Source organism: Halolamina pelagica (assembly GCF_001307315.1).
In the GTDB taxonomy this organism is placed as follows: Archaea; Halobacteriota; Halobacteria; order Halobacteriales; family Haloferacaceae; genus Halolamina; species Halolamina pelagica_B.
In genome coordinates this window covers 1,615,628-1,636,089 of record NZ_LGUC01000001.1, presented here as the reverse complement: position 1 = coordinate 1,636,089, position 20,462 = coordinate 1,615,628, and the positions used below count along the sequence as shown (strand labels likewise).

At 68.9% G+C, this 20,462-nt stretch carries 19 protein-coding genes and 4 pseudogenes; 16 read left to right on the top strand and 7 right to left on the bottom strand.

The features are described from left to right. Positions 1–402 precede the first annotated feature (402 nt). From SY89_RS08635 to SY89_RS18395, 5 genes and pseudogenes are all read left to right on the top strand, one after another. Entirely contained in the window at positions 403–1,887 is a 1,485-nt protein-coding gene (locus SY89_RS08635; protein ID WP_054583914.1) for a PGF-pre-PGF domain-containing protein, read from the top strand. Positions 1,888–1,934: 47 nt separating this feature from the next. After that, complete coding sequence (locus SY89_RS08630; protein ID WP_054583913.1) at positions 1,935–2,561, top strand: hypothetical protein; 627 nt, start codon at positions 1,935–1,937, stop codon at positions 2,559–2,561. Continuing rightward, entirely contained in the window at positions 2,558–2,800 is a 243-nt protein-coding gene (locus tag SY89_RS08625; RefSeq protein WP_144427168.1) for a hypothetical protein, read from the top strand. The genes SY89_RS08630 and SY89_RS08625 overlap by 4 nt, the downstream gene beginning before the upstream one ends. Then, positions 2,797–3,959 (top strand): annotated as a pseudogene (locus tag SY89_RS08620) (signal peptidase I). Before SY89_RS08625 ends, SY89_RS08620 begins: the two are co-directional and overlap by 4 nt. Positions 3,960–4,319: 360 nt before the next feature. Beyond that, positions 4,320–5,042, top strand: a pseudogene (locus SY89_RS18395) (DUF5305 domain-containing protein); the annotation flags it as partial. Between the two features lie 275 nt (positions 5,043–5,317). Here SY89_RS18395 and SY89_RS15910 read toward each other — a convergent pair. Next, complete coding sequence (locus tag SY89_RS15910; protein ID WP_080506649.1) at positions 5,318–5,638, bottom strand: EthD family reductase; 321 nt, start codon at positions 5,636–5,638, stop codon at positions 5,318–5,320. A gap of 113 nt (positions 5,639–5,751) precedes the next feature. On the opposite strand from SY89_RS15910, the gene SY89_RS08610 reads away from it, so the two are divergent. After that, positions 5,752–6,660: a DUF7260 family protein gene (locus SY89_RS08610; RefSeq protein ID WP_054583910.1), complete on the top strand. Its 909-nt coding sequence runs from the start codon at positions 5,752–5,754 to the stop codon at positions 6,658–6,660. On the opposite strand, the pseudogene SY89_RS08605 reads toward SY89_RS08610, so the two are convergent. Beyond that, a pseudogene (locus tag SY89_RS08605) lies at positions 6,661–8,003 on the bottom strand (diaminobutyrate--2-oxoglutarate transaminase family protein). A gap of 205 nt (positions 8,004–8,208) precedes the next feature. Here SY89_RS08605 and SY89_RS08600 point away from each other — a divergent pair. From SY89_RS08600 to SY89_RS08575, 6 genes are all read left to right on the top strand, one after another. Further along, positions 8,209–9,021, top strand: a complete 813-nt coding sequence (locus tag SY89_RS08600) for a hypothetical protein (protein WP_054583909.1) — start codon at positions 8,209–8,211, stop codon at positions 9,019–9,021. Positions 9,022–9,325: 304 nt separating this feature from the next. After that, positions 9,326–10,309 carry a transcription initiation factor IIB gene (locus SY89_RS08595; protein ID WP_049981489.1) on the top strand — a complete coding sequence of 328 codons (984 nt, stop codon included), beginning with the start codon at positions 9,326–9,328 and terminating at the stop codon, positions 10,307–10,309. Positions 10,310–10,453: 144 nt separating this feature from the next. After that, positions 10,454–11,614 carry an acyl-CoA dehydrogenase family protein gene (locus SY89_RS08590; RefSeq protein ID WP_054583908.1) on the top strand — a complete coding sequence of 387 codons (1,161 nt, stop codon included), beginning with the start codon at positions 10,454–10,456 and terminating at the stop codon, positions 11,612–11,614. 153 nt (positions 11,615–11,767) lie between these two features. Further along, a complete protein-coding gene (gene gatC / locus SY89_RS08585) occupies positions 11,768–12,055 on the top strand; it encodes an Asp-tRNA(Asn)/Glu-tRNA(Gln) amidotransferase subunit GatC (RefSeq protein WP_054583907.1) in 288 nt (95 codons plus the stop codon). Beyond that, the gene (gatA, locus tag SY89_RS08580; RefSeq protein WP_054583906.1) at positions 12,056–13,354 is read left to right on the top strand and encodes an Asp-tRNA(Asn)/Glu-tRNA(Gln) amidotransferase subunit GatA; all 1,299 of its coding nucleotides are present in this window, start codon (positions 12,056–12,058) and stop codon (positions 13,352–13,354) included. A 36-nt stretch (positions 13,355–13,390) separates the two neighbouring features. Next, positions 13,391–13,879, top strand: a complete 489-nt coding sequence (locus SY89_RS08575; RefSeq protein ID WP_080506648.1) for a cytidine/deoxycytidylate deaminase family protein — start codon at positions 13,391–13,393, stop codon at positions 13,877–13,879. 4 nt (positions 13,880–13,883) lie between these two features. On the opposite strand, the gene SY89_RS08570 is transcribed toward SY89_RS08575, so the two are convergent. Continuing rightward, positions 13,884–14,375 carry a hypothetical protein gene (locus SY89_RS08570; RefSeq protein ID WP_054583905.1) on the bottom strand — a complete coding sequence of 164 codons (492 nt, stop codon included), beginning with the start codon at positions 14,373–14,375 and terminating at the stop codon, positions 13,884–13,886. Further along, positions 14,366–14,497, bottom strand: coding sequence for a hypothetical protein (locus tag SY89_RS19075; protein ID WP_275575402.1), 132 nt, complete (start codon positions 14,495–14,497; stop codon positions 14,366–14,368). The genes SY89_RS08570 and SY89_RS19075 overlap by 10 nt, the downstream gene beginning before the upstream one ends. 136 nt (positions 14,498–14,633) lie before the next feature. Between SY89_RS19075 and SY89_RS08565 the strand changes: the two genes are divergently transcribed. From SY89_RS08565 to SY89_RS08550, 4 genes and pseudogenes are all read left to right on the top strand, one after another. Further along, positions 14,634–15,479, top strand: coding sequence for an aldo/keto reductase (locus SY89_RS08565; RefSeq protein ID WP_054583904.1), 846 nt, complete (start codon positions 14,634–14,636; stop codon positions 15,477–15,479). A 162-nt stretch (positions 15,480–15,641) separates the two neighbouring features. After that, positions 15,642–16,334 (top strand): LiaF transmembrane domain-containing protein, encoded by a 693-nt coding sequence (locus SY89_RS08560; protein WP_054583903.1) that lies wholly within the window; start codon positions 15,642–15,644, stop codon positions 16,332–16,334. 91 nt (positions 16,335–16,425) lie between these two features. Then, a pseudogene (locus SY89_RS08555) lies at positions 16,426–18,059 on the top strand (thiamine pyrophosphate-binding protein). Positions 18,060–18,104: 45 nt separating this feature from the next. Further along, positions 18,105–18,503 carry a YccF domain-containing protein gene (locus SY89_RS08550; RefSeq protein ID WP_054583902.1) on the top strand — a complete coding sequence of 133 codons (399 nt, stop codon included), beginning with the start codon at positions 18,105–18,107 and terminating at the stop codon, positions 18,501–18,503. On the opposite strand, the gene SY89_RS08545 is transcribed toward SY89_RS08550, so the two are convergent. The 3 genes from SY89_RS08545 to SY89_RS08535 are packed head-to-tail and all read right to left on the bottom strand — an operon-like array spanning position 18,500 to position 20,364. Beyond that, positions 18,500–18,910 carry a desampylase gene (locus SY89_RS08545; protein ID WP_054583901.1) on the bottom strand — a complete coding sequence of 137 codons (411 nt, stop codon included), beginning with the start codon at positions 18,908–18,910 and terminating at the stop codon, positions 18,500–18,502. The two genes, SY89_RS08550 and SY89_RS08545, sit on opposite strands and share 4 nt — an antisense overlap. A 2-nt stretch (positions 18,911–18,912) precedes the next feature. Further along, on the bottom strand, positions 18,913–19,233 hold the full coding sequence (locus SY89_RS08540) for a rhodanese-like domain-containing protein (protein WP_054583900.1): 321 nt from the start codon (positions 19,231–19,233) through the stop codon (positions 18,913–18,915). Between the two features lie 45 nt (positions 19,234–19,278). Continuing rightward, positions 19,279–20,364: a putative sulfate/molybdate transporter gene (locus SY89_RS08535; protein WP_054583899.1), complete on the bottom strand. Its 1,086-nt coding sequence runs from the start codon at positions 20,362–20,364 to the stop codon at positions 19,279–19,281. Between the last annotated feature and the right edge of the window lie 98 nt (positions 20,365–20,462).

Sequence of the window (20,462 nt, the reverse complement as noted above, 5' to 3'; positions counted from 1 at the left end):
GTATAGTTTAGAAGATAGGTAGGGTATTCATTAGTAACGAAATCACGTGAAATAGCATCAAGAAGCCCCTGAACTGCATATTTCTACTTTCGTATCTTGTATCGTAATGTGATACTAATACACCTTGGGAGCAAAACCCATAGACTCGGCCGGGATTGTTTTCGGCGTTGGGACACACATACAACGTCAGACGTGCGTCAGTCACCTGTCGACGCTGGGAACTGTTTCAGCGTCGACGAGCGTGCGGATGGACGTTGCTACCATCACCAAATACGGGTGATCGCCGGTACAAGCACTCCCTGAACCAGTTCAGCAGTACCAATACTACGGTATATGCCTAGTAATTGAGGAGTACGTTCGCCCTCCGAGGAGGCGATACGGCGCTAAACAGGTGACCCCCAAGTGACTAACCGCCGAACGATTGCGCTCGCCCTCACGCTCGTCGTCGCGGGGAGCTTCGCGTTCCCGTCGACAGCGGCCTCGCTGTTCGCCGGACCCACGGACCAGATCGGGGACGAAATCGAGCTCGCACCGAGCAGCGACTACGCGTATCTCGATGCCGACGACGAACTGGTGGTCGACCTCTCGCCGACCAACCCCGATCTCGATGCCGAGGGCGTCAACGCCGACGGACGGACGACCATTCAGGACGTGTTTCGTATCCGGTACGACGGCTCCCAGTACGCACACGTCTGGCTGACACACGGCTCCGACGCCGTGACGTTCGCCGTCGACGGCCAGCCGATCCAGTCCGAGGCGAACAACGTCACCCTCGCGCCCAACGAGTCGGTCGCCGTCTCGCTCACGGTCGACACGACCGGCCGCGCCGACGGGTTCGTCGACGACATCACGATCCACTCCTTGGTGGCCGAGCCCGAGACGGTCGCCGCCGACACCGGCGGCGGCAACACTGGCGGCGCCGACACCGCCGACACGAGCGAAACGCCGTCGATCGACGGCTTCGCGAAACGGGTCACGGCACCGACCGAACACTCGCGGCGGTTCGTCCTGCTTAGCGGCGACCCCGGCTCGACCGAGTTCAACGCCAGTCGGCTGGCGCTCGACCCGTCCGGGGCACTCACACTAGACCGGATCTCGACGACGAGCGAAAACCGGTCCTACTCGCTGACAGCGGACACCTCTGGCGTCGGTGCGGCCGAGTCGGTCGTCGTCGACGCCGGCGCGGAGCCGTTGGGCGCGGTCCAGATGACCGTCGACAGCGGCACGATCTCGGGTGCGACGATGGAGTTCAGCGCCGCGAAGTCGTTCGTAGCGGAACGGGAGGTCGAGATGGCGAACCTCGCCGTCTATCGGTACGCAGACGGCTCCCTCACCGAACTCGACACGACGGCGACCGGCGAGCGGGACAACCGGCTGACGTTCGAGGCCGAAACACCCGGGTTCTCGACGTTCGTCGTTGCGGTCAAGCATCCCCAGCTCGCCCTCAGCGACGCCGATCTCTCCGCGACGACAGTCGCACCCGGCGAGCGCGTCACGGTGACGGCGTCGGTGTCGAACAACGGCACACTCGCTGGGAACCGCACCCTCACGGTGCGAGTGAACGACGAAATCGCCGCAACCCGAACAGTCGAGGTGGCGCCCGGCGCGACGGAGACCGTTACCGTCCCCGTCGTGCGGAACGAGACCGGGGAGTACACCGTCAGCGTCGACGGCGTCGAGACGGGCAGCTTCACCGTCGTCGCCGAGGACACGCCACAGACAGCAACGGTGACCGAAACGACTGCGCCACCGTCGACGGCCTCGGCGACTGACACCCCTGTAGCGGAACCAGGTGGCTTCGGGCTGGAGAGTCTGCTGGGGCTGGTCGGCTTGCTGGCCATCCTCGCGATGGTGCTGGTACTCGCCCGCCGCACGCCGGGGCCGTGACCAGCCGAGCAGGTACGCTTTTGACAGGTTAGATCGTTCGGGTACACATGGTTCGGCCGGGCGATAGGTCGTTTACGGCGGCGCTGCGGGACGCCGTCCGACTCCGGGACTGTCTCGCGCTGTCGGTAGTACCCGCCCTGGCACTTGCCACGTTCGCGCTCCCGATCGGGCGCCGGGAGTCGCTAGCGTTCGTCTACCGGGACCCGTCGCTACTCACTGCCTACACTGCACACGTCGTCCACTTCGAGGCCAGCCACCTCGCCGCGAACCTGCTCGGCTACGTGCTCGTGGCCGGGTTCGCGTACGTGCTCGCCGGGCTCGCGGGGCATCGGCGGCTGTTCGGGGTCACCGCCGCGACGTTCCTGGTGGCGTTTCCCCCCGTGCTGTCGGTGCTGAACCTCGCGGTGCCCCGCGACGCCGTCGGGTACGGACTTTCAGGGGTGAATATGGCGTTCTCGGGGCTCCTCGCGCTGGTCCTCGTGGCTTACGGGGCCCGACTCGACGGCCGGATCCGCGTCCGGGACGCGCCGGCGCTCTTCTTCGCAGTGATCGTGACGATATCGCTCGTCGCGCTCCCCGACGGTGCGGCCCGCGGCGTGGCCGTCGCGAGCGCCGTGTTAGCTGCGCTCTACGTGATCGCGGCCCACCGATCGCCGCGGGGCAACCCCCCGTGAACGTGCAGGCCGGGTGGCTCGACGCCGGCGTGCTCGGTGCGGTCGCGCTGCTGGGGTACCAGTACGTCGGCTTCAGCACGGTGACGGCAGACGGCGGCGTCGTAAACGTCTACGTGCACCTGCTCGGCTTCTGTCTGGGGTTCATCGTCCCTACAGCGCGGTCGTGGCGGGCGTCGTCGACGACGGCGCCGACCGAGGGTTTTTGTCAGACTGACACAACCCTTCGACTGACTGAATGACTCCCCGCCGACTCCTGACGCTCGGCGCCGAAGCGGCGCTCGTGCTCGTGGTCGCGTCGCTGTTGCTCGGCCAGGTGCTCGGCACGCCCGTGTTGCTCGGCTACGTTGAGACGGGGAGTATGGAGCCGACGCTCGAACCGGGTGACGGCTTCGTCGCCGTCCCCGCCGCCGTCACTGGCGACGTCGAAGAGGGCGACGTGATCGTTTTCCGGGCGGAGGAGCTGCAGGGAGGAGGGTTGACGACCCACCGTGTCGTCGGCGAAACAGAACGGGGGTACATCACGCGAGGGGACGCCAACCCCTTCACCGATCAGGACGGCAACGAGCCACCGGTGAAGGAGGGACAGATCGTCGCGGAGGCGCTCCAGATCGGCGGCAGCGTCGTGGTGATCCCCAACCTCGGCACGCTGGTCACTGGGCTCCAGGGGCCTTCTCGGCAGTCCAACAGCGGCTCGCCGTGCTGACGGGCTCCCGGGCGCTACTGGGGACACAGGGGCTCGCGTACCTCCTGCTCGGGCTCTCGGCGCTGCTGTACCTCTACGATCTCGTCGCCAACGATGGGCGAGAGCGGGATCGCGACCGTGATCGCAGCCGGGATCAGGGGCTCTCCCCCGCGCTCGTGGTTCTCCTCCTGGCCGGGATGCTCGTCGCGGCGGCCACGGCTGCGATGGTGGTGCCAGCCGGCACCCAACAGTTCGGCGTCGTGAGCGCGGAGTTCGCGTCCGAGAACCCGACCGTGATCCAGCAGGGGGAGTCGACGACGCTCCCCTACACCGTGCCAAACGCGGGGTTGGTGCCCGTCGTGGCCTACGTCGAGCCAGGGAGCGACGGCGTCGCGATCGAGCCGGAACGCGTCCGCGTGGGTGGCCGGAGCGAGGCCACAGTCGAGATGACGCTGTCGGCGCCGCCGGAGACCGGCTACTACCGTCGGTTCGTGACCGAACACCGCTATCTCGCGCTCCTCCCGATGCCGGTGATCGACACGCTGTACGACGTCCACCCGTGGCTCCCGATCTTGGCCATCGATGCCGGCCTGGCTGGCGGCGTCGCGCTGCTGGGGCTCGTCCTGCTCGGCGGCCGCCGCGTGCGGGTCCGTAACCGGAGCTCCCGCCACAATCGATCGACGTGGCGTCGACTCCTTCGCTATCTCACGCGGTGAACAGTCTTGTCGGCTGACCAATAGTCCTATGTAACGTCATCCCACAATCAAATCCATGACTCAGGGGAGGAGCAAACTTCGGGGGCGGGCGATCGTGGGGTCGTGGTTCGCTGTGCTCGCAGCGGTACTGATCGCCCTCGTGCTCGTGGGGGTGCTGCTGCCTACACTGCCCACGTGGATCCGGGAGAAACGACCGAGCAGGTCGAGCGGACGCACTGGACGGCCGACGGCAGCTTCTACCACACTGCCGACGTGACCCGCGAGAACCCGATCTTCCCAGTCGGGTCGACCCTCTCGAATCGGTCGACGTACTACACCGGCGTGTCGCCGGAGCTCGACGGCGAGTACGTGCTGACGTACATGGGTCGGGACGCGGCATCGGCGACGGTGGGGCTGAACGCGTCGCTGGTGGTCCAGTCGAGCGGGGAGGAGGGGGTTTACTGGACCGATCGCACGCCGCTCGACTCGACGCAGGTAGACTCGCTTGCGGCCGGCGAGTCGGCGACAGTCGACTTCACGCTGAACGCCACCGAGGTGGCCGACCGTCGGGCGGAGATCCAGTCGGCGCTGGGGGACACCCAGGGCGAGATATCGACGTTCGTGGCGGTCGACGTGACGGTCGCGAGCGCCGTCGACGGGGGGTCGGCGGATCTCTCGTTCACGCATCGGCTCCCAGTGAGCATCGGCGGCGGTTCGTACACTGTCGGCCCGGAAACGGCGGGGAGCCAACCGATGACGACGACCACGACCGTTAGCACTCCCCGGGAGTACGGTCCGTTCTGGTCGCTCGGCGGTCCGCTGCTGTTCCTCGTGGGCGCCGCGGGGCTCGCGGGGCTGGCTGTCGGTCGGCGGCGGGAGGCGTTCAGCCTCTCCGAGGCGGAGCGCGACCTGCTGGCGTTTCAGGACGACCGCGCGGAGTTCGACGAGTGGGTCGTCCGTGCCCGGCTCTCGCCGACGTTCGACGGGCGGACACGCGCGGAGGCGGCGTCGCTCGAGGACGTGGTCGATTTCGCCATCGACGCCGGAACCGGCGTCATCGAGGATCCGGGCTCGGGTCGGTTCTACGCGCTCAGCGAAGAGGTGGCGCTCGTGTACGAGCCGCCGCGGCTCGCACGCGAATCGATCGGCGACGATGCGAACGAGTCCGGGGACGGCGGCGTGTTGGCCGACGTGGCGGGCGTCTCCCTCCCCGACGAGAACGGACCGTCGACGAACGGCGGGTCGGCTGCGAACGAGGCTATCGACGGCACCGACGACGGCCGCGCCGACGACACCGGCGCCCAGGACGGGGGGACGGGGCGCCAACGGAGTCCGATCTCACCGACGAGTCGTCGGCCGACAGTCCAAGGGGGTGAGCCTCACTCCGCGGTGAAGCGCGTCTCCTCCGACATGTACAGCACTTCGCCGGCCTCCTGGTCGGAGAACGCCTCGGCGTCGGCCAGCAGCGCCTCGCCGGCCTCCGAGTCGAAGGCGGCGCCCAGCGTCTCCATGTCCTCGAAGTACACCTCGGCGACGCCGTCGTAGGCGCTCTTTGCGGGGTCGGTCGGGTGGGAGGTGACGTAGCGCTCGACGCCCGGGAGCGCCTCGACCAGCGGCACGTGTTCCTCCTCCCAGTAGGTCAGGAACTCCTCGTAGCTGAGTGACTCCTTCCGGACCAGCAGGACGACCATCTTGACCATGTCGAGTGGTGTCGGAAGGGCGGACCTTCGCTCTGTCGATCCGCCCGGCTTCGGGTGATCGTCGCCGGAGGCGGTTGTTTCAAGTAGCTCCACGGTAGTTATTCACACAGTAGATGCCCGCTTCGTACAGTCTCGCGCCGCGGATCGAAGGGGAGATGGCGGCCTGTAGCGGCGCGCTTGGCTGTCTGGAAGCACTCGTAGGCTCGATCGTGGCGCTCGTGCTGTGGGCGGGGCTCGCGACTGGGCTGTTGTTCGCCCCGCGAACGAACGTGCGGGCGGCGCTCGAGGCGCTCCGAGTGGAGTACGAGGCGATCACCGCCGAGCAGGACGCCCTGAAAGCGTTCGTCTCCCGGGTCGAACAGCTCTCGCCGTCCGGCCTCAAGTCGACGGTCGAGGGGGGCGGTGTCGGTGTCGTCGGCGCGACGACGGGCCAAGCCGGCGGGATGGGGGAGGTGCGGACTGCCTACCGGGAGACCGTGATGGACGTGCCCCACTACGAGCGCGACTACGGCGAGTCGTTCCCTGTCAACATCGTCAACGAGTTCGGCGACGGCGTGGGCGGCGCGGTGCTGGCCAACGACGCGCTCTCGCCACAGGTCAAACGCGCCGTGATCGCGAGCGCACAGGAGGGAGTGACCAGCCGGGACCGCTATCTCGACACGCTCGACAGGGAGCGCGACCGACTCGAAGCAGCAGGTAACGCCCTCGACGACGCTGCCACCCGCTGTGAGGCCGTCGACGGCCAGCGACTCCGCCGGCGCTCGTTCGAGGAGCTGCAACAGCGCTACACCCGACTCGAAACGGCTCGCGACTCGCTGACGGCGACGCTCGACCGCCGACAGGAGCAGATCCAAGCGGGCGTCGCGTTCGGCTGGCAGCGACGGGACAGCGAGTCGGTGTACCGCTACCTGTATCAGGACATCGACGCCACCTACCCCGTTCTCGCCGACGGGACGCGCCTGCTGGAGCGGATGGACGCCGTCGAACACCGGCTCACCACCGCGCTGACTGCGCAGGCGTAGTCAGTCCAGCGCCGCCGACACCGCGGCGTCGAAGCGCTCACCCACCGTGTCGATCTCCGCTTCGGAAATCACCAGCGGCGGCAGGAACCTGACCGTCGCGCCCTCGCGGCCGCCGCGTTCGACCACCAGCCCGCGGTCGAAGCAGGCTCGTTGGATCTCTTCGGCCAGTTCCGCGTCCGGCGGCTGTGCACCCGTCGGCGTCGCTGCCGCCGTCGGGTCGACCACCTCGACGCCGAGCAGGAGCCCCCGGCCGCGAACGTCCGCGAGTTCGGGTCGACCCGCCGCCGTCGCGTCGAGATGGTCGAGGAGGCGCGCACCCATCTCGGCGGCGTGGCCGGGCAGATCGTTCTCGACGACGTAGTCGAGCGCGGCACGGCCGGCGGCCATCCCGAGTTGGTGGCCACGGAACGTCCCGACGTGGTCGCCCGACTCCCACTCGTCGAAGCGCTCGCGGTACACCAGCACCGACAGCGGCACCCCGCCGCCCACGGCTTTCGAGAGCAGCACGGCGTCGGGGACGATGTCGGCGTGCTCGAAGGCGTACATCTCCCCAGTGCGGCCGACGCCGGCCTGGATCTCGTCGAGGATCAGCGGGACGCCCTGCTCGCGGGTGATGCGCCGGATCTCCCGCAGCCAGCCGTCCGGGGCGGGGAGCGAGCCGCCTTCGCCCTGGATGGGTTCGACGATGACCGCCGCGGGGTCCCCGACGCCGGACTCGGGGTCGGTCAGCAGCGTCTCGAACTCCGTCGCGAGCGCCTCGTGCTCGGCTGCGCCGCCGATGCCCAGCGGCGGCCGGTAGTCGTAGGGGAACGGTTCGTGGTGGACGTTTCCCGGCACTGCGACTCCCTCGCGGGGGTCCGTGTCGCCCATCAGCGCCATCGATCCGGCGGTCATGCCGTGGTAGGCGCCCCGGAACGCGATCACGTCGCGGTTGCCGGTTGCTTTCTGCATCAGTTTGAGCGACGCCTCCACGGCGTCAGTGCCGGCGGGACTACAGAACTGGACGCGGGCGTGCTCCCGGAGTTCGGCGGGGAGCGTCGGCAGCAGCGAGTCGAGGAACGCCTCGCGTTGGGGCGTGGTGATGTCGAGGGTGTGCGTCGGCGCCGCGTCGTCGAGCACGCCCTCGATGGCGTCGACGATGGCGGGGTGGTTGTGGCCCAGCGGGATGGAGCCGGCGCCGGCGAGGCAGTCGATGTAGTGCTCGCCCTCGACGTCGATCAGCTCCACGCCCTCGGCGCGCTCGGCCGCCATCGGGAGGTAGTGGGGTAGGTTCGCGCGCTCGACTCCCGCGCAGCCTGTCGGTCCAAGTACGCTTCGTTGGTGGCGTCGGGGTCAGGTGTCACTGGTGGTAGTAGGTGGTGGTGGCCTATCAAACCCGACGGGAGCGGCAAAACAGCGCCGATAGGCCCAAGTGGTCGTCCCCGGAACGGCCGCTATGGTCTCTCGCCGTCAGTCCCTCCAGTTCGCCGGTACCGCGGTCCTGGCCGCCCTCGCCGGCTGTTCGTCCAGCCTCGTGGGTACCGAGGCGTCCCCGAACACGAGCTCCACGTGGACCGAATCACACAGGACCCCGTCGCGTTCGCGCTGTACGACCCGCCGAACGGTGACCTGTTCGGCGAGCCGGCCCGTGCCGCCCTCGACGCGATCCTCCCGGACGGACAGTACACCACGCACGGCTACGAGGCACTCCAGGACGGTAACTACGTCGAACACGACGGTCGGTACTACCGGACCGTGACGTTCGTCACCGGCCGGGCCGAACTGTCGCGACCCGTGGTCCGGGTGAGTGAGGTCGACGGGGAGGCGGTGCCCGACGACGCGGTGCTGATCGACTCGCTCGACCAGCCTAGTGCCCGGCCGCTGAAGATCCTCCACTCACACGCCATCACCGGCGGCGACTCCGCCGCGTCAGACTTGCTCCGCGGCGACGCCTACGTGATGGCACGGCCGGCTGAACGCGACAGCCGTCTCGCGACTGAACTCGACGGGGAGGTGGTGACGATGACCGACGACGGGGCGTTCGCCCAGCGCGTCGAGGTTCGCCGCGAGCAACTCACCCTGACCGAACACACCGTGCAGGCCGTCGAAGTCGCCGACTCGCGCGAGGCGTTCCGCGACGTGGTGCTGGCGTCGGTCGTCGACGCCGACCTCGCCACGGTCAGCCTCTCGACCGACGCCCGCGATCTGCTGGACGAGGCGATCAGTCGCGGCGCCTACACCGAGACAGGAGAACTATCCTCGGCGTTCGAAGCGCTGCTGGCGGGGCTGGGGTTCGACCCCGACGAGTCGGCGACGGGCCGGATCGTGTGGTACGGCGGGAGCCTCTTCCGGGCCAGTTTCTACGCCCCGGCGGCCAACTGACAGGCCCCCGGTGACGGGACCCTGGAGTCGGGTTTGTGACCGGCGTCGCCGCCGGTTCCTGCGGGCGAAACGCTCAATAAAGGCGGAGCTCAGCCGGGCGAAACCCTCAAGTAGCCGACGGCACCCGCATCCGGTGAAACCCGGTGGCGCCACGTTTCGGCCGATTCGCTCGTTTCAGCGGTTCTACCGGCTTCTTCTCCAGAACTGGCTACGGGAAATCAGCCAGTAGAGTTAAAACCCTTGGCGCATTATCCGGAAGTGAGACGACTGCAGTCCAGACGCATCTGTCTCTCCCCCACATCCAATGAGCGACAAAGTACAAGCGTACACCAGTGAGCGTGCCGAGGCCGCACAGAGCGAGGAAGAGACCGAGGAGGAGTCCGTCGACGAGCTCCAGTGTCCGGAGTGTGGCGGCAGCCTCGCGACTGACACCGAACACGGCGAGACGGTGTGTCAGGACTGCGGTCTCGTGGTCGACGAGGACAGCATCGACCACGGTCCCGAGTGGCGCGCGTTCGACTCCCGCGAGAAAGACGAGAAGTCCCGCGTCGGCGCCCCGACGACGAACATGATGCACGACAAGGGGCTGTCGACGAACATCGGCTGGCAGGACAAGGACGCCTACGGCAACCAGCTGTCGGCCAGCCAGCGACAGAAGATGCAGCGCCTGCGGACCTGGAACGAGCGGTTCCGCACCCGTGACTCGAAGGAACGGAACCTCAAGCAGGCACTCGGCGAGATCGACCGGATGGCCTCCGCGCTCGGCCTCCCGGAGAACGTCCGCGAGACCGCCTCCGTGATCTACCGCCGCGCACTCTCTGAGGATCTTCTCCCCGGACGCTCCATCGAGGGCGTCTCCACGGCGAGTCTGTACGCCGCCGCCCGAAAGGCCGGCACGCCGCGCAGCCTCGACGAGATCTCCGCGGTCTCCCGGGTCGAGAAGGACGAGATCGCCCGGACCTACCGCTACGTCGTCCGCGAACTCAAGCTCGAGATCCAGCCCGCCGACCCCGAACAGTACGTCCCGCGCTTCGCCAGCGACCTCGGGCTCTCAGACGAGGCCGAGCGCCGTGCGCGACAGCTCCTCCAGACCGCGAAGGAACAGGAGGTCCACTCGGGGAAGTCGCCGGTCGGCCTCGCGGCCGCCGCCGTCTACGCCGCGTCGCTGCTGACCAACGAGAAGGTGACCCAGTCCGAGGTCAGCGAAGTCGCCAACATCAGCGAAGTCACCATCCGCAACCGCTACCACGAGCTGCTGGAGGCCGAGGAGAGCATCCACATGCCCTGAGACGGGTGGGGAGACACCGCACTCGTTGATCCAGCTTTTCGGGTCGTTCGACACTCACCAGCCGCGGCTGCGTCGCTCGTCGCCGGGGCCGGCGGCGGCCATGGACCGGCGGGGTTTTTGCTTGCTTCGCCCAAAGGCCCGTGCATGAGCGAGCAGGGTCTGCTGGACGTCGTCGACAGCGAGGAACACCGGATGATCCGCAACACCGTCCGGGAGTTCTGTGAAGCGGAGATCGAACCCATCGCACAGGACGTCGAGAACGAACACCGGTTCCCCGAGGAGATCTTCGAGCAGTTGGGTGAACTGGACATGATGGGCGTCCCCGTCTCGATGGAGTACGGGGGCCTCGGCGGCGACCAGCTCATGTACGCGCTGGTCACCGAAGAGCTCGGCCGCGTCTCCGGCGGGATCGGGCTCTCCTACGCCGCGCACGTCTCGCTCGGCTCCAAGCCGATCGAGATGTTCGGCACCGAGGCACAGAAAGAGGAGTGGCTCGAGCCGCTCGCGTCGGGCGAGGGTATGGGCGCGTGGGCGCTCACCGAACCCGGCAGCGGCTCCGACGCTTCCGACATGGACACGATGGCCGTGAAAGACGGCGACGAGTACGTACTCAACGGCACGAAGCAGTTCATCACCAACGCCAACGTCGCCAACAGCGTGCTCGTGAAGGCCGTCACCGACCCCGACGCCGGCTACGACGGCATCTCGACGTTCATCGTCGACCCCGAGAACGACGACGGGTTCGAGATCTCGACGGTCTGGGAGAAGATGGGGCTGAACTGCTCGCCCACCTGTGAGATCCAGTTGGACGACGTGCGCATCCCGGCGGACCGCCTCCTCGGCGAGGAGGGCGAAGGCTGGGAGCAGACGAAGAAAACGCTCGACGGCGGGCGGATCAGCATCGCCGCACTGTCGACGGGGCTCGCACAGGGCGCCTACGAGGCCGCGCGTGACTACTCCACCGAACGCGAGCAGTTCGGCCAGCCGATCTCGGAGTTCGACGCGGTCCGGGACAAGGTCGTGGACATGCACCGGAAGATCGAGCGCGCCCGCCTGCTCACCCACAAGGCGGCGTGGGCGTACGATCAGGGCGAGTCAGTGAGCCGGGAATCGGCGCTCGCGAAGCTCGACGCCAGCGAGGCCGCCCGGGAGGTCGCCGAGGAGTCGGTCCAGACGCTCGGCGGCTACGGCTACACCGAGGACTTCGCCCCCCAGCGGTTCTACCGCGACGCCAAGCTGATGGAGATCGGCGAGGGGACGAGCGAGATCCAACACCTCGTGATCGGCCGCGAGATCGGCCTCTAAGGCGTCGAGACGGCTTTTCTCTCACTGACGCAGCGATCGACAAACGGCGCCGCCGTCGGCGTCGACTCCCGGCCCGCGGCGGACGAACGCAGGCGCGCAGCCGGCTCGCGCCTCACCGAAACCCTTACTCCCAGTCCCGAGCGACCGTGAGGTATGAGCGACGGAGACGAGCCGGCGGTCACCGGCGAGGAGGTCCGGAACGTCGCGGACCTCGCGCGGGTGGATCTGAACGACGAAGAGGTCGAGACGTTCGCCGAGCAGTTCGAGGCGGTGCTCGCGGACTTCGAGACGCTCGACGAGGTGCCCGAGATCGAGAGCGAGCCCGATCTCGTGAACGTGATGCGCGCCGACGAGGTCGAGGCGGGCCTCACGCAGGAGGAAGCCCTCAGCAACGCGAGCGAGACCGAGGACGGCTACTTCAAAGGGCCCCGGGTGTCGTAGATGGCCGAGTTCAACGCCTACATCACCAAAGCGCGTATCGACGGCGCCGACGACGGCCCGCTCGCGGGCAAAACCGTCGCGGTCAAGGACAACATCTCCACCGAGGGCGTCGAGACCACCTGCGGGTCGAAGATGCTCGAGGGGTACGTCCCGCCGTACGACGCGACCGTCGTCGAGCGCCTCAAAGCGGCCGGCGCGACGATCAACGGGAAGGCGAACATGGACGAGTTCGGGATGGGGACGACGACCGAGACCTCCCACTTCGGTGCAACCCTGAACCCGGCCGACACCGACCGCGTCCCGGGCGGCTCCTCAGGGGGCTCCGCGGCAGCCGTCGCGGCCGGCGAGGCCGACCTCGCGCTGGGGAGCGACACCGGCGGCTCGGTCCGCGCACCCGCCGCGTTCTGTGGCGTCGTCGGCATCAAGCCCACCTACGGGCTCGTGAGCCGCTACGGGCTCGTCGCCTACGCCAACTCGCTGGAACAGATCGGCCCGATCGCCCAGACGGTCGAGGAGGCGGCGGGCCTGCTCGACGTGATCGCCGGCTCCGACCCCCGCGACGCGACGACGGTCGAGGCGGGCGACGACTCGAACTACGCGGCCGCGGCGGACGGCGACGTGGAGGGGATGACGATCGGAGTCCCGGAGGAGCTGCTCGACGGCGCCGACGAGGGCGTCGTCGAGACGTTCTGGGACGCCATCGAGGACTTGGAGGCTCAGGGCGCCGAGTACGTCGAAGTGTCGATGCCCTCCGTCGAGAAAGCGGTCGCGGCGTACTACGTGATCGCGATGTCGGAGGCCTCCTCGAACCTCGCACGCTTCGACGGGACGCGCTACGGCCTCAACGCCGTCGAGGCCGGCGACTACGACGACCTCTCGGAGGCGGGCAACTGGAACGAGGCGTTCGCGACCGCCCGCGAGGAAGGGTTCGGCCCCGAGGTCAAACGTCGGATCCTGCTCGGCACGTTCGCGCTCTCGGCGGGCTACCACGATCGCTACTACGGGAAGGCCCAGGACGCCCGAGCGTGGATCAAGCAGGACTTCGACGAGTCGCTGCAAGCGGCCGACGTGCTCGCGTCGCCGACGATGCCCGTCCCGCCGTTCGAACTGGGCGAGGGGCTCGAGGACCCGCGGACGATGTATCTCGCCGACGCCAACACGGTGCCCGTGAACCTCGCGGACCTGCCCGCGATCTCGGTGCCCGCCGGCGAGGCCGACGGCCTGCCGGTGGGGCTGCAGTTCATCGGCCCGAAGTACGGCGAGGAGACCATCGTCCGCGCCGCGAGCGCACTGGAGTAGGGGAAAGCACTTACCGACAGCCCCGGCCCGGTGGGTATGGACACGTCTCCGCTTACCGACGCCGACGACGCCCTCCTCGACCACGCGACCGACCTGAACCGCGAGACCTTCGACGCCGAGTTCTTCGACGGCGCCCACATCGTCGCCGCGAGCGTCCGTACCGCCGACGGCGCGGTGTACGACGGCGTGAGCCTCCCGGCGAGCATCGGGCGAGCGTCGACCTGTGCCGAACCGGGCGCGGTGAGCGCGGCGATCGCGGACGGTCACAGCCACGACGACATCGAGGCCTGCGTCGCGGTGGCGTACCCGATGCCGGAGCATGACGCCGACGATGCGCGCCCGATCCCGCCCTGTGGCGTCTGTCGAGAACTCCTCGCGGACTACAACCCCGAGATGCGCGTGGTCGTCCCCGTCGACGGGAGCCACGAGCTCTCGACTGCCACCGAGCAGTCCGACGCTGGTGACGGCGACGGCGCGCTCCGAACGGTTCGGGCCGAAGCGCTGCTCCCGATTCGGCCGTGGTGAGGCGTTAGCCGGCTCGCGTCGTCCGGAGCACTCGGGAGACGTACACCTGTTTCCAGACGAGCCACGCGCCCGCGGCGACGGCGCCGAACCCGAGCAGCGTCAGCCCGACTGCGAGCCAGTTCGTCGTTCCGAGCGCGCAGGCGAGCGTCTCCTGTGCACAGGAGCCGAACAGCTCACGGTCGAACGCGCCGGCGTCGACGAGCGCGACGCCGACGGCGACGCTCGCCAGTCCGCCCGCGGCCCGCAGCAATCGCTCAGGTCGACTCGGTGCCCCAGCGAGGATCGCCTCCCGGGCGCCAGCGCCTGGGGCAGCCACCTGTGCGGCGACGGCGGCGCCGAGGAGCAACAACGTTACCGGGGCGAGAAACAGGCCGATCGACAGCATCCCCGCTACCGAGAGCACAGCTGACAGCAGCGCGGCGACCCACACCACCGGCGACCGGTTCGTCCACGCGCCGACGGCGCCGACGGCGGCGAACAGCGGGCTCAGGAGCACGATCCCCGCGAAGAACGCGTCGGCGAGGGGCCGGGGGTCAACAGGACGACCGAAGCGAGGACGGCAGCCGCCACGGCGAGTGCGGCGAGGATGCGGCTCGTCGTTCGGGGATCGGGGACCATACCCAACACATTGGCCCGCTTCGCCCTTAGCAGTACGCCCGGGGGTGTCGGCTCGGTGGACAGGGTGGGAGACGCCAGTAAAACCGCCGGGAAGCGGAGTTCTTTACGCCGGGAACACGACGCACCTGCTACAGCTATGAGTCTCGACCTTCCCGACATCGGGTTCGGCACGTCCGGCGCGAAAGGCCACGACTGCGCCGACGCGACGCGGACCGCCCTCGACGCCGGCTACCGGTTCGTCGACACCGCACAGATGTACGACAACGAGCCCGCAGTCGGCGCGGGACTCCGCCTCTCGGACGTGGACAGCGAGGGACGTAGTCCCTCTGGCAGCCGGACGCAGTCCGGCGACCGCGAGGACGTGGTGCTGGCGAGCAAGATCCTCCCCGACAACCTCGGCTACGAGGACGCAAAGCGGACCAGCTACGAGAGCCTCGACCGCCTCGGCGTCGACGCGGTGGATCTGCTGTACGTCCACTGGCCGACCGGTGCCTACGACCCCGAGGAGAGCCTGCGCGCGCTGCAGGAGCTCCACGACGAGGGTGTCGCCCGCAACGTCGGGGTGTCGAACTTCACGCCGGAGCTGCTCGACGAGGCCCGAGAGATCCTCGACGCCGACATCGCCGCCCACCAGGTGGAGTGTCACCCCCTGTTCCCGCAGGACGAACTCCGGGCGTACGCCGCCGAACACGGCCACACCGTCGTCGGCTACTGCCCGCTCGGCCAGGGCGAGATCTTCGACACGCCCGAAATCCAGGAGGTGGCCGAGCGCCACGACACCACGGCCGCCGCGGTCTGTATCGCGTGGGCCGTCGAGAAGGAGGCGCTGGTGCCGATCCCGCAGTCGACCGATCCCGAGCACATCCGGGCGAACGTGGAGGCCACCGAACTCGACCTGACCGAGGAAGACGTCGCCACCATCGACGGGATCGACGAGGAGCGCCGCCTGATCGACCCGGACGGCGCCGCGTGGAACCAGTAATCGGCTTCGTCACCTGATCCGTCAGGCCGTCGTGGTCCCCGGAACTATCCGGGTCGTGAGCGATCGAGCGGGCGAAAAACGCGCTGCCGTTCGCTTCCCGTCGGTCCCGCCCGCCGGGGAACAGCGTACTGCTTTATCGTGTCACCTGCCGTACTCTCACGTATGGCCTCCTCGAATCGCTCACGACGCGTCCCGACCGGGCAGCTCCTCTTCGGCGGTATCATCGTCCTGACGGGGGTGTTGCTCCTCCTCGAGACGACCGGCGTTGTCTCCACCAGGGACGCACTGCTGTACGTCCCGTCGTTGTTCGTCCTCGTCGGCGTGTGGTCGCTGCTACAGAGCCGGCTCCGGAACCTCGTCGGCCCCGTCGTGCTGATCGGCGTCGCCGGGGCGTGGCAACTGGTCGTGCTCGACTACACAACCGTCGACGACGTCGTCGCGTTCTGGCCCGTGTTAGTCATCGTCTTCGGCCTCTCGGTGCTGCTGGGCCAGTACCGCTCGGCGGTGCGGGAGACGAACGACGACTACACGAACTCCTTTGTGGCCTTCGGCGGCGTCGAGAAGCGCAACACCTCGACCCAGTTCACCGGCGGCGACCTGACCGCGATCTTCGGCGGCACGGAACTCGACCTACGGGACGCCGCGATCGCCGACCGCCCCGCCCAGGTCAACGCCGTCGCCCTGTTCGGCGGCGTCGATGTGGTGGTCCCCCGCGAGTGGAACGTCCGACTGGACGTATTGCCCGTCCTCGGCGGCGCCTCCGACGACCGCGCCCGCGCCGAACACCGGAACGAGGACGTGGACCTGGTCGTCAGCGGCTTTGCGGCCTTCGGCGGCGTGACCATCACCGACTGAGGCCGGACCCCCGGCTGTCGTATTTCGTCGACCGTTCCGACGAGCGTACGGAGTGAGATACAGTTTTCCCCCGCCGTGTGCCACACCAACCATGACTCTCGCCGCGTCCGTTATCGACCGACTCGTCGCCAACGGGATCGACACCGTGTTCGGGATTCCGGGCAAGCAGACGCTGCCGCTGAACGAGGCCATCGACGGCCGCGACGACGTACGGTTCGTGATGGCCCGCCACGAGACCGCGGTCTCCCAGCAGGCGTGGGGGTACGCCGAGACCTCCGGGCGGCCCGCCGCGACCGTCGTCGTCCCGGGCCCGGGCGACATGAACGCGATGAACGGGCTGAAGAACGCCTACAACGACAACACGCCGCTGGTCCACATCGCCGTCGAGACCGACCCCGAGGTTCGGGGCCGCGACGGCATCCACGAGACGCCGCCGGAGACGTACGACACCGTCACCAAAGCCAACCGAGTGGTGAAGAACCCCGAGGGCGTCCTCGCGGCGGTCGAACGCGCCGTGGAGACGGCGACGACCGCGCCGAAGGGGCCGGTCCGGCTCGGCATCCCGAAGTCGTACCTCCCGGCGGCGACGCCGAACGGCGGCGTCGGCGACGCCGGCTCCGACGAGCCAGTCCGCCCGCCGGCCGACACCGTCGCCGACGCGGCCAAGACCCTCGCCGATGCTGACGCCCCCGCGATCGTCGCCGGCGGCGGGGTTCGGAGCGCGAACGCGAGCGAGGAGCTCCGGGAGTTCGCCGAGCGCTACGACGCCCCGGTGCTGACGACGTACAAGGGGAAAGGGGTGCTCCCGGAGACCCACCCGCTCTCGGCGGGCGTGCTCTGTGGCGCGACCACGCCGGAGATCCACGAGTACGTCGCAGAAGCGGACGCGGTGCTCGCCGTCGGCACGGACTTCGACGAGCTCGTCACCCGCGGGCGGAGCCTGGAGATCCCGGGGGAGCTGATCCACGTCACGCTCTCGCCCGACGATCTGGGGACGAACTACGACCCCGCCGTCGGCATCGTCGCCGACGCCAAGCCAACGCTCGCGGCGCTGAACGGCAAGCTGCCGGTCTCCGATCACGACGCGGCGGCGGTCGCCGACCGACTCCGGGAGTCGGTGGCCCGGCGCGTCGACGACCTCGTCGACGGCGATCTGCCGCTTTCCTCGCCCGGCGCCCTGCGGGCCGTCCGTGCGGCGACCCCCGACGACGCGATCGTCGCCGCCGACGCCGGCGGCTTCCGGATCTGGGCGCTCGCGACGTTCCCCGCGATGGGCCGCGATCCTACGTCAACCCCGGCTCGTGGGCGACGATGGGGAGCGGCCTCCCGTCGGCGCTGGGAGCACAGGCCGCCAACCCCGACAGCGACGTGGTCGCGCTCGCCGGCGACGGCGGGCTGATGATGGCGATCCACGAACTCCACACCGCCGCGGCCGAATCGCTCCCCGTGACGACCGTCGTCTTCCGGAACGAGGACTACGCGATCATCAGCGACGGCGCCGAGCGCGACCACGGTCTCCCGCCGGGCTCCTACGCGTGGGGCGACGCCCCCATCGACTTCGTCGCGCTCGCGGAGTCGATGGGCGTCGCCGCGACCCGGGCGGCCACGCCCGAGGAGGTGCGCGAGGCCGTCGCCGACGCCGTCGAGGCGGACGAGCCCCGGCTGGTCGAGGTGCCGACCGACCCCGCTGAGCCGCAGGCCAGCGACTACCTCTCCGGAAAGTAACCGGTGCCCGTCAGGGCTTTCCCCGCGAGCCGCCTCGGTTGCGGTATGAGTTCGACGACCGACAGCGGCGACGGCGCTCCTTCCCTCCCGGTTCGAGCGGCGTGGTTCCTCCTGATCGGCTGGTGGGCCACGGGCATCTGGCTGGGGATCGCGTGGTTCCTCAACGTCACCATCATCGGGCTCCCGCTGGGGATCAAGATGATCAACGCGACCCCGAAGGTGCTCTCGCTGAAGGAGCGGGAGTTCGTCGACAGCGAGGGCCAGCCCGGCGAGCAGCGCTACGGGCTGGTCGTCCGTGGGGCGTGGTTCCTGCTCGTCGGCTGGTGGGCCAGCGGGCTCTGGACCGCCGTCGCCTACGTGTTCACCGTCAGCATCGTCGGCATCCCGATCGCAGTGATGATGTACAACAAACTGCCGTTCGTGGTGTCGCTGTACGAGTACTAGCGCAGGGCCACCGCTTCCCGCTCGAACCGCTCGCCGGTCCAGCGCCAGGAGCCCAGATACGGTCGGTCACCGGGCAGACAGATCGCGTACGAGTAGCCCGGCCAGGCCGCGCGCTCGGCGTCCGTTTCGCTGGGGACCGGCGGGCCCGTCGGGTGGCTGTGGTAGAACCCGACGACCGATCGCCCGGCCGCCTCGATTCGCTCGATGATCGCCAGTTGCGCCTCCGGATCGATCCGGTAGCGAGTTCGCGGCTGGTCGGCGACGTTCTCGGCGCGGTGAACGGCGTCGACGCGAGCGGTTCCGTCCTCACACCGCTCACCGGCGAGCACGCCACAGACTTCCTCCTCGCCGCCGGCGTCGGCGTGGGAGAGGATCTCGTCGTAGCCCGATCGGGAGAGCGACAGCACGCTCAGGCGTCGGCCTCGGTCTCGCCGTTCCAGCGCTCCATTCCGCCCTGGAGGCTCCAGACCGACGATCCAGCCGCCCCTTCGTAGCTCTCGATCAGTCGGACCGCCTGTAGCGACGCCTGCCCGATCTGGCAGGCGACGACGACCTCGTCGGCGAACTCGATCTCGTCGATCCGGGTCGGGAGCTCGGTCATCGGGACGTTCTCGGCGCCGGGGAGATGCCCCTGCTCGAACGCTTCCCGGTCGCGTACGTCGATCAGCTGTGGCTCGTCGCCGTCGTCCAGCTTGCGCCGGAGCGCTTCGGGAGCGAGTTCGTCGGCCATCACCGGTGGCTACGCCATCGAGACGCATCCGGCTTTCGGCACCCGTTACAGGAAGCGATCCCGTGCGACCCACCAGGCGACGCCGAGCACGAACGCGAGGCCGACGTTGGTGAGGAGCCCGATCGCGCCGACAGCGAGCGTCGTTGGCAGATGGCCGCTCTCGAACGCGGAACGCCCGAGTTCGAGCGCGACGAGGCCGAGTACGACGCCCAGAACGGCCATCGGGAACGCCGTCACGACGGCCGTCCCGAGCGCGGCGACGCCGTACAGGCCGCCGAGGAGCACGTTCGCGCCGGCGGTCCGGGCGCCGAAGGCGTACTTGCCGGCGACGCCGCCGCTGCCGTGACACATCGGAAGCGCGCCGAAGGGGATCGCCGCGAGGTTCATCGCGCCCATGCTCGTCGCCAGTTCGTCCGGGGTCACGTCGGCGTCGAAGTACTCGGAGAGCAGGAGCGCGGTCGCGACCGCGGCGTTGCCGACCGTCATCGCCAACTGCGCGGCGGTCGCTTCGGCAGCGCCCCGGGTGAGCCCACTCGGGTCGGGGAGCGCGAGCCCCAGCGACGGAAGCGACGGCGTCGGGGCGCCCGTGCTCGCGAGCGCGACCGCCAGCCCGAGTGCGAGCACGACCAGCGCGCTCGCGCGCCGGTAGCCCGCGAGGACGACGACGCCCGCGGTGGCGACGCCGGCCAGCGCCAGCGTCGGCGCACCCAGTCCGAGTCCGACGCCGGTCTCCAAGAGGATCAGCGCGACAGCCAGCTGGATGCCCCGCGTGACCGGCTCGCCGACGTACCGGACGAGCCGGCCCAAGGCGCCGGTCGTCCCCACGCCGAGCAGCACCACGCCGGCGAGCAGCCCGGCGACCAGGAGTTCGTCGACGCCCAGTACGCCGCCGATCGCCAGCGCCGCCAGCGCCTTCATCGGCTCGACGGATATCGGAAGCTCGTACCAGAGCCCCCAAACGATCTGGAACGCGCCGAACCCGAGCAGCATCCGCGCCAGCGACAGCTCCGTGAGCGCTCCCACGGCGACGACGATCGGGAGGACAGTAACCGAATCCCCTAACGCGCCAGTCAGCTCGTTGAGAGAGAACGAGAGCTCCCAGCTTCGGAACGGTCGGGCTTCAGTATCCACTGTCGCGCCCTATCGACCCTACCCGTATCAACGTTCGGACTCCGCTACTGAGGGCGGCACGGTGAGTAACTGGAAACGGTTATCGCACGCCAAAACGT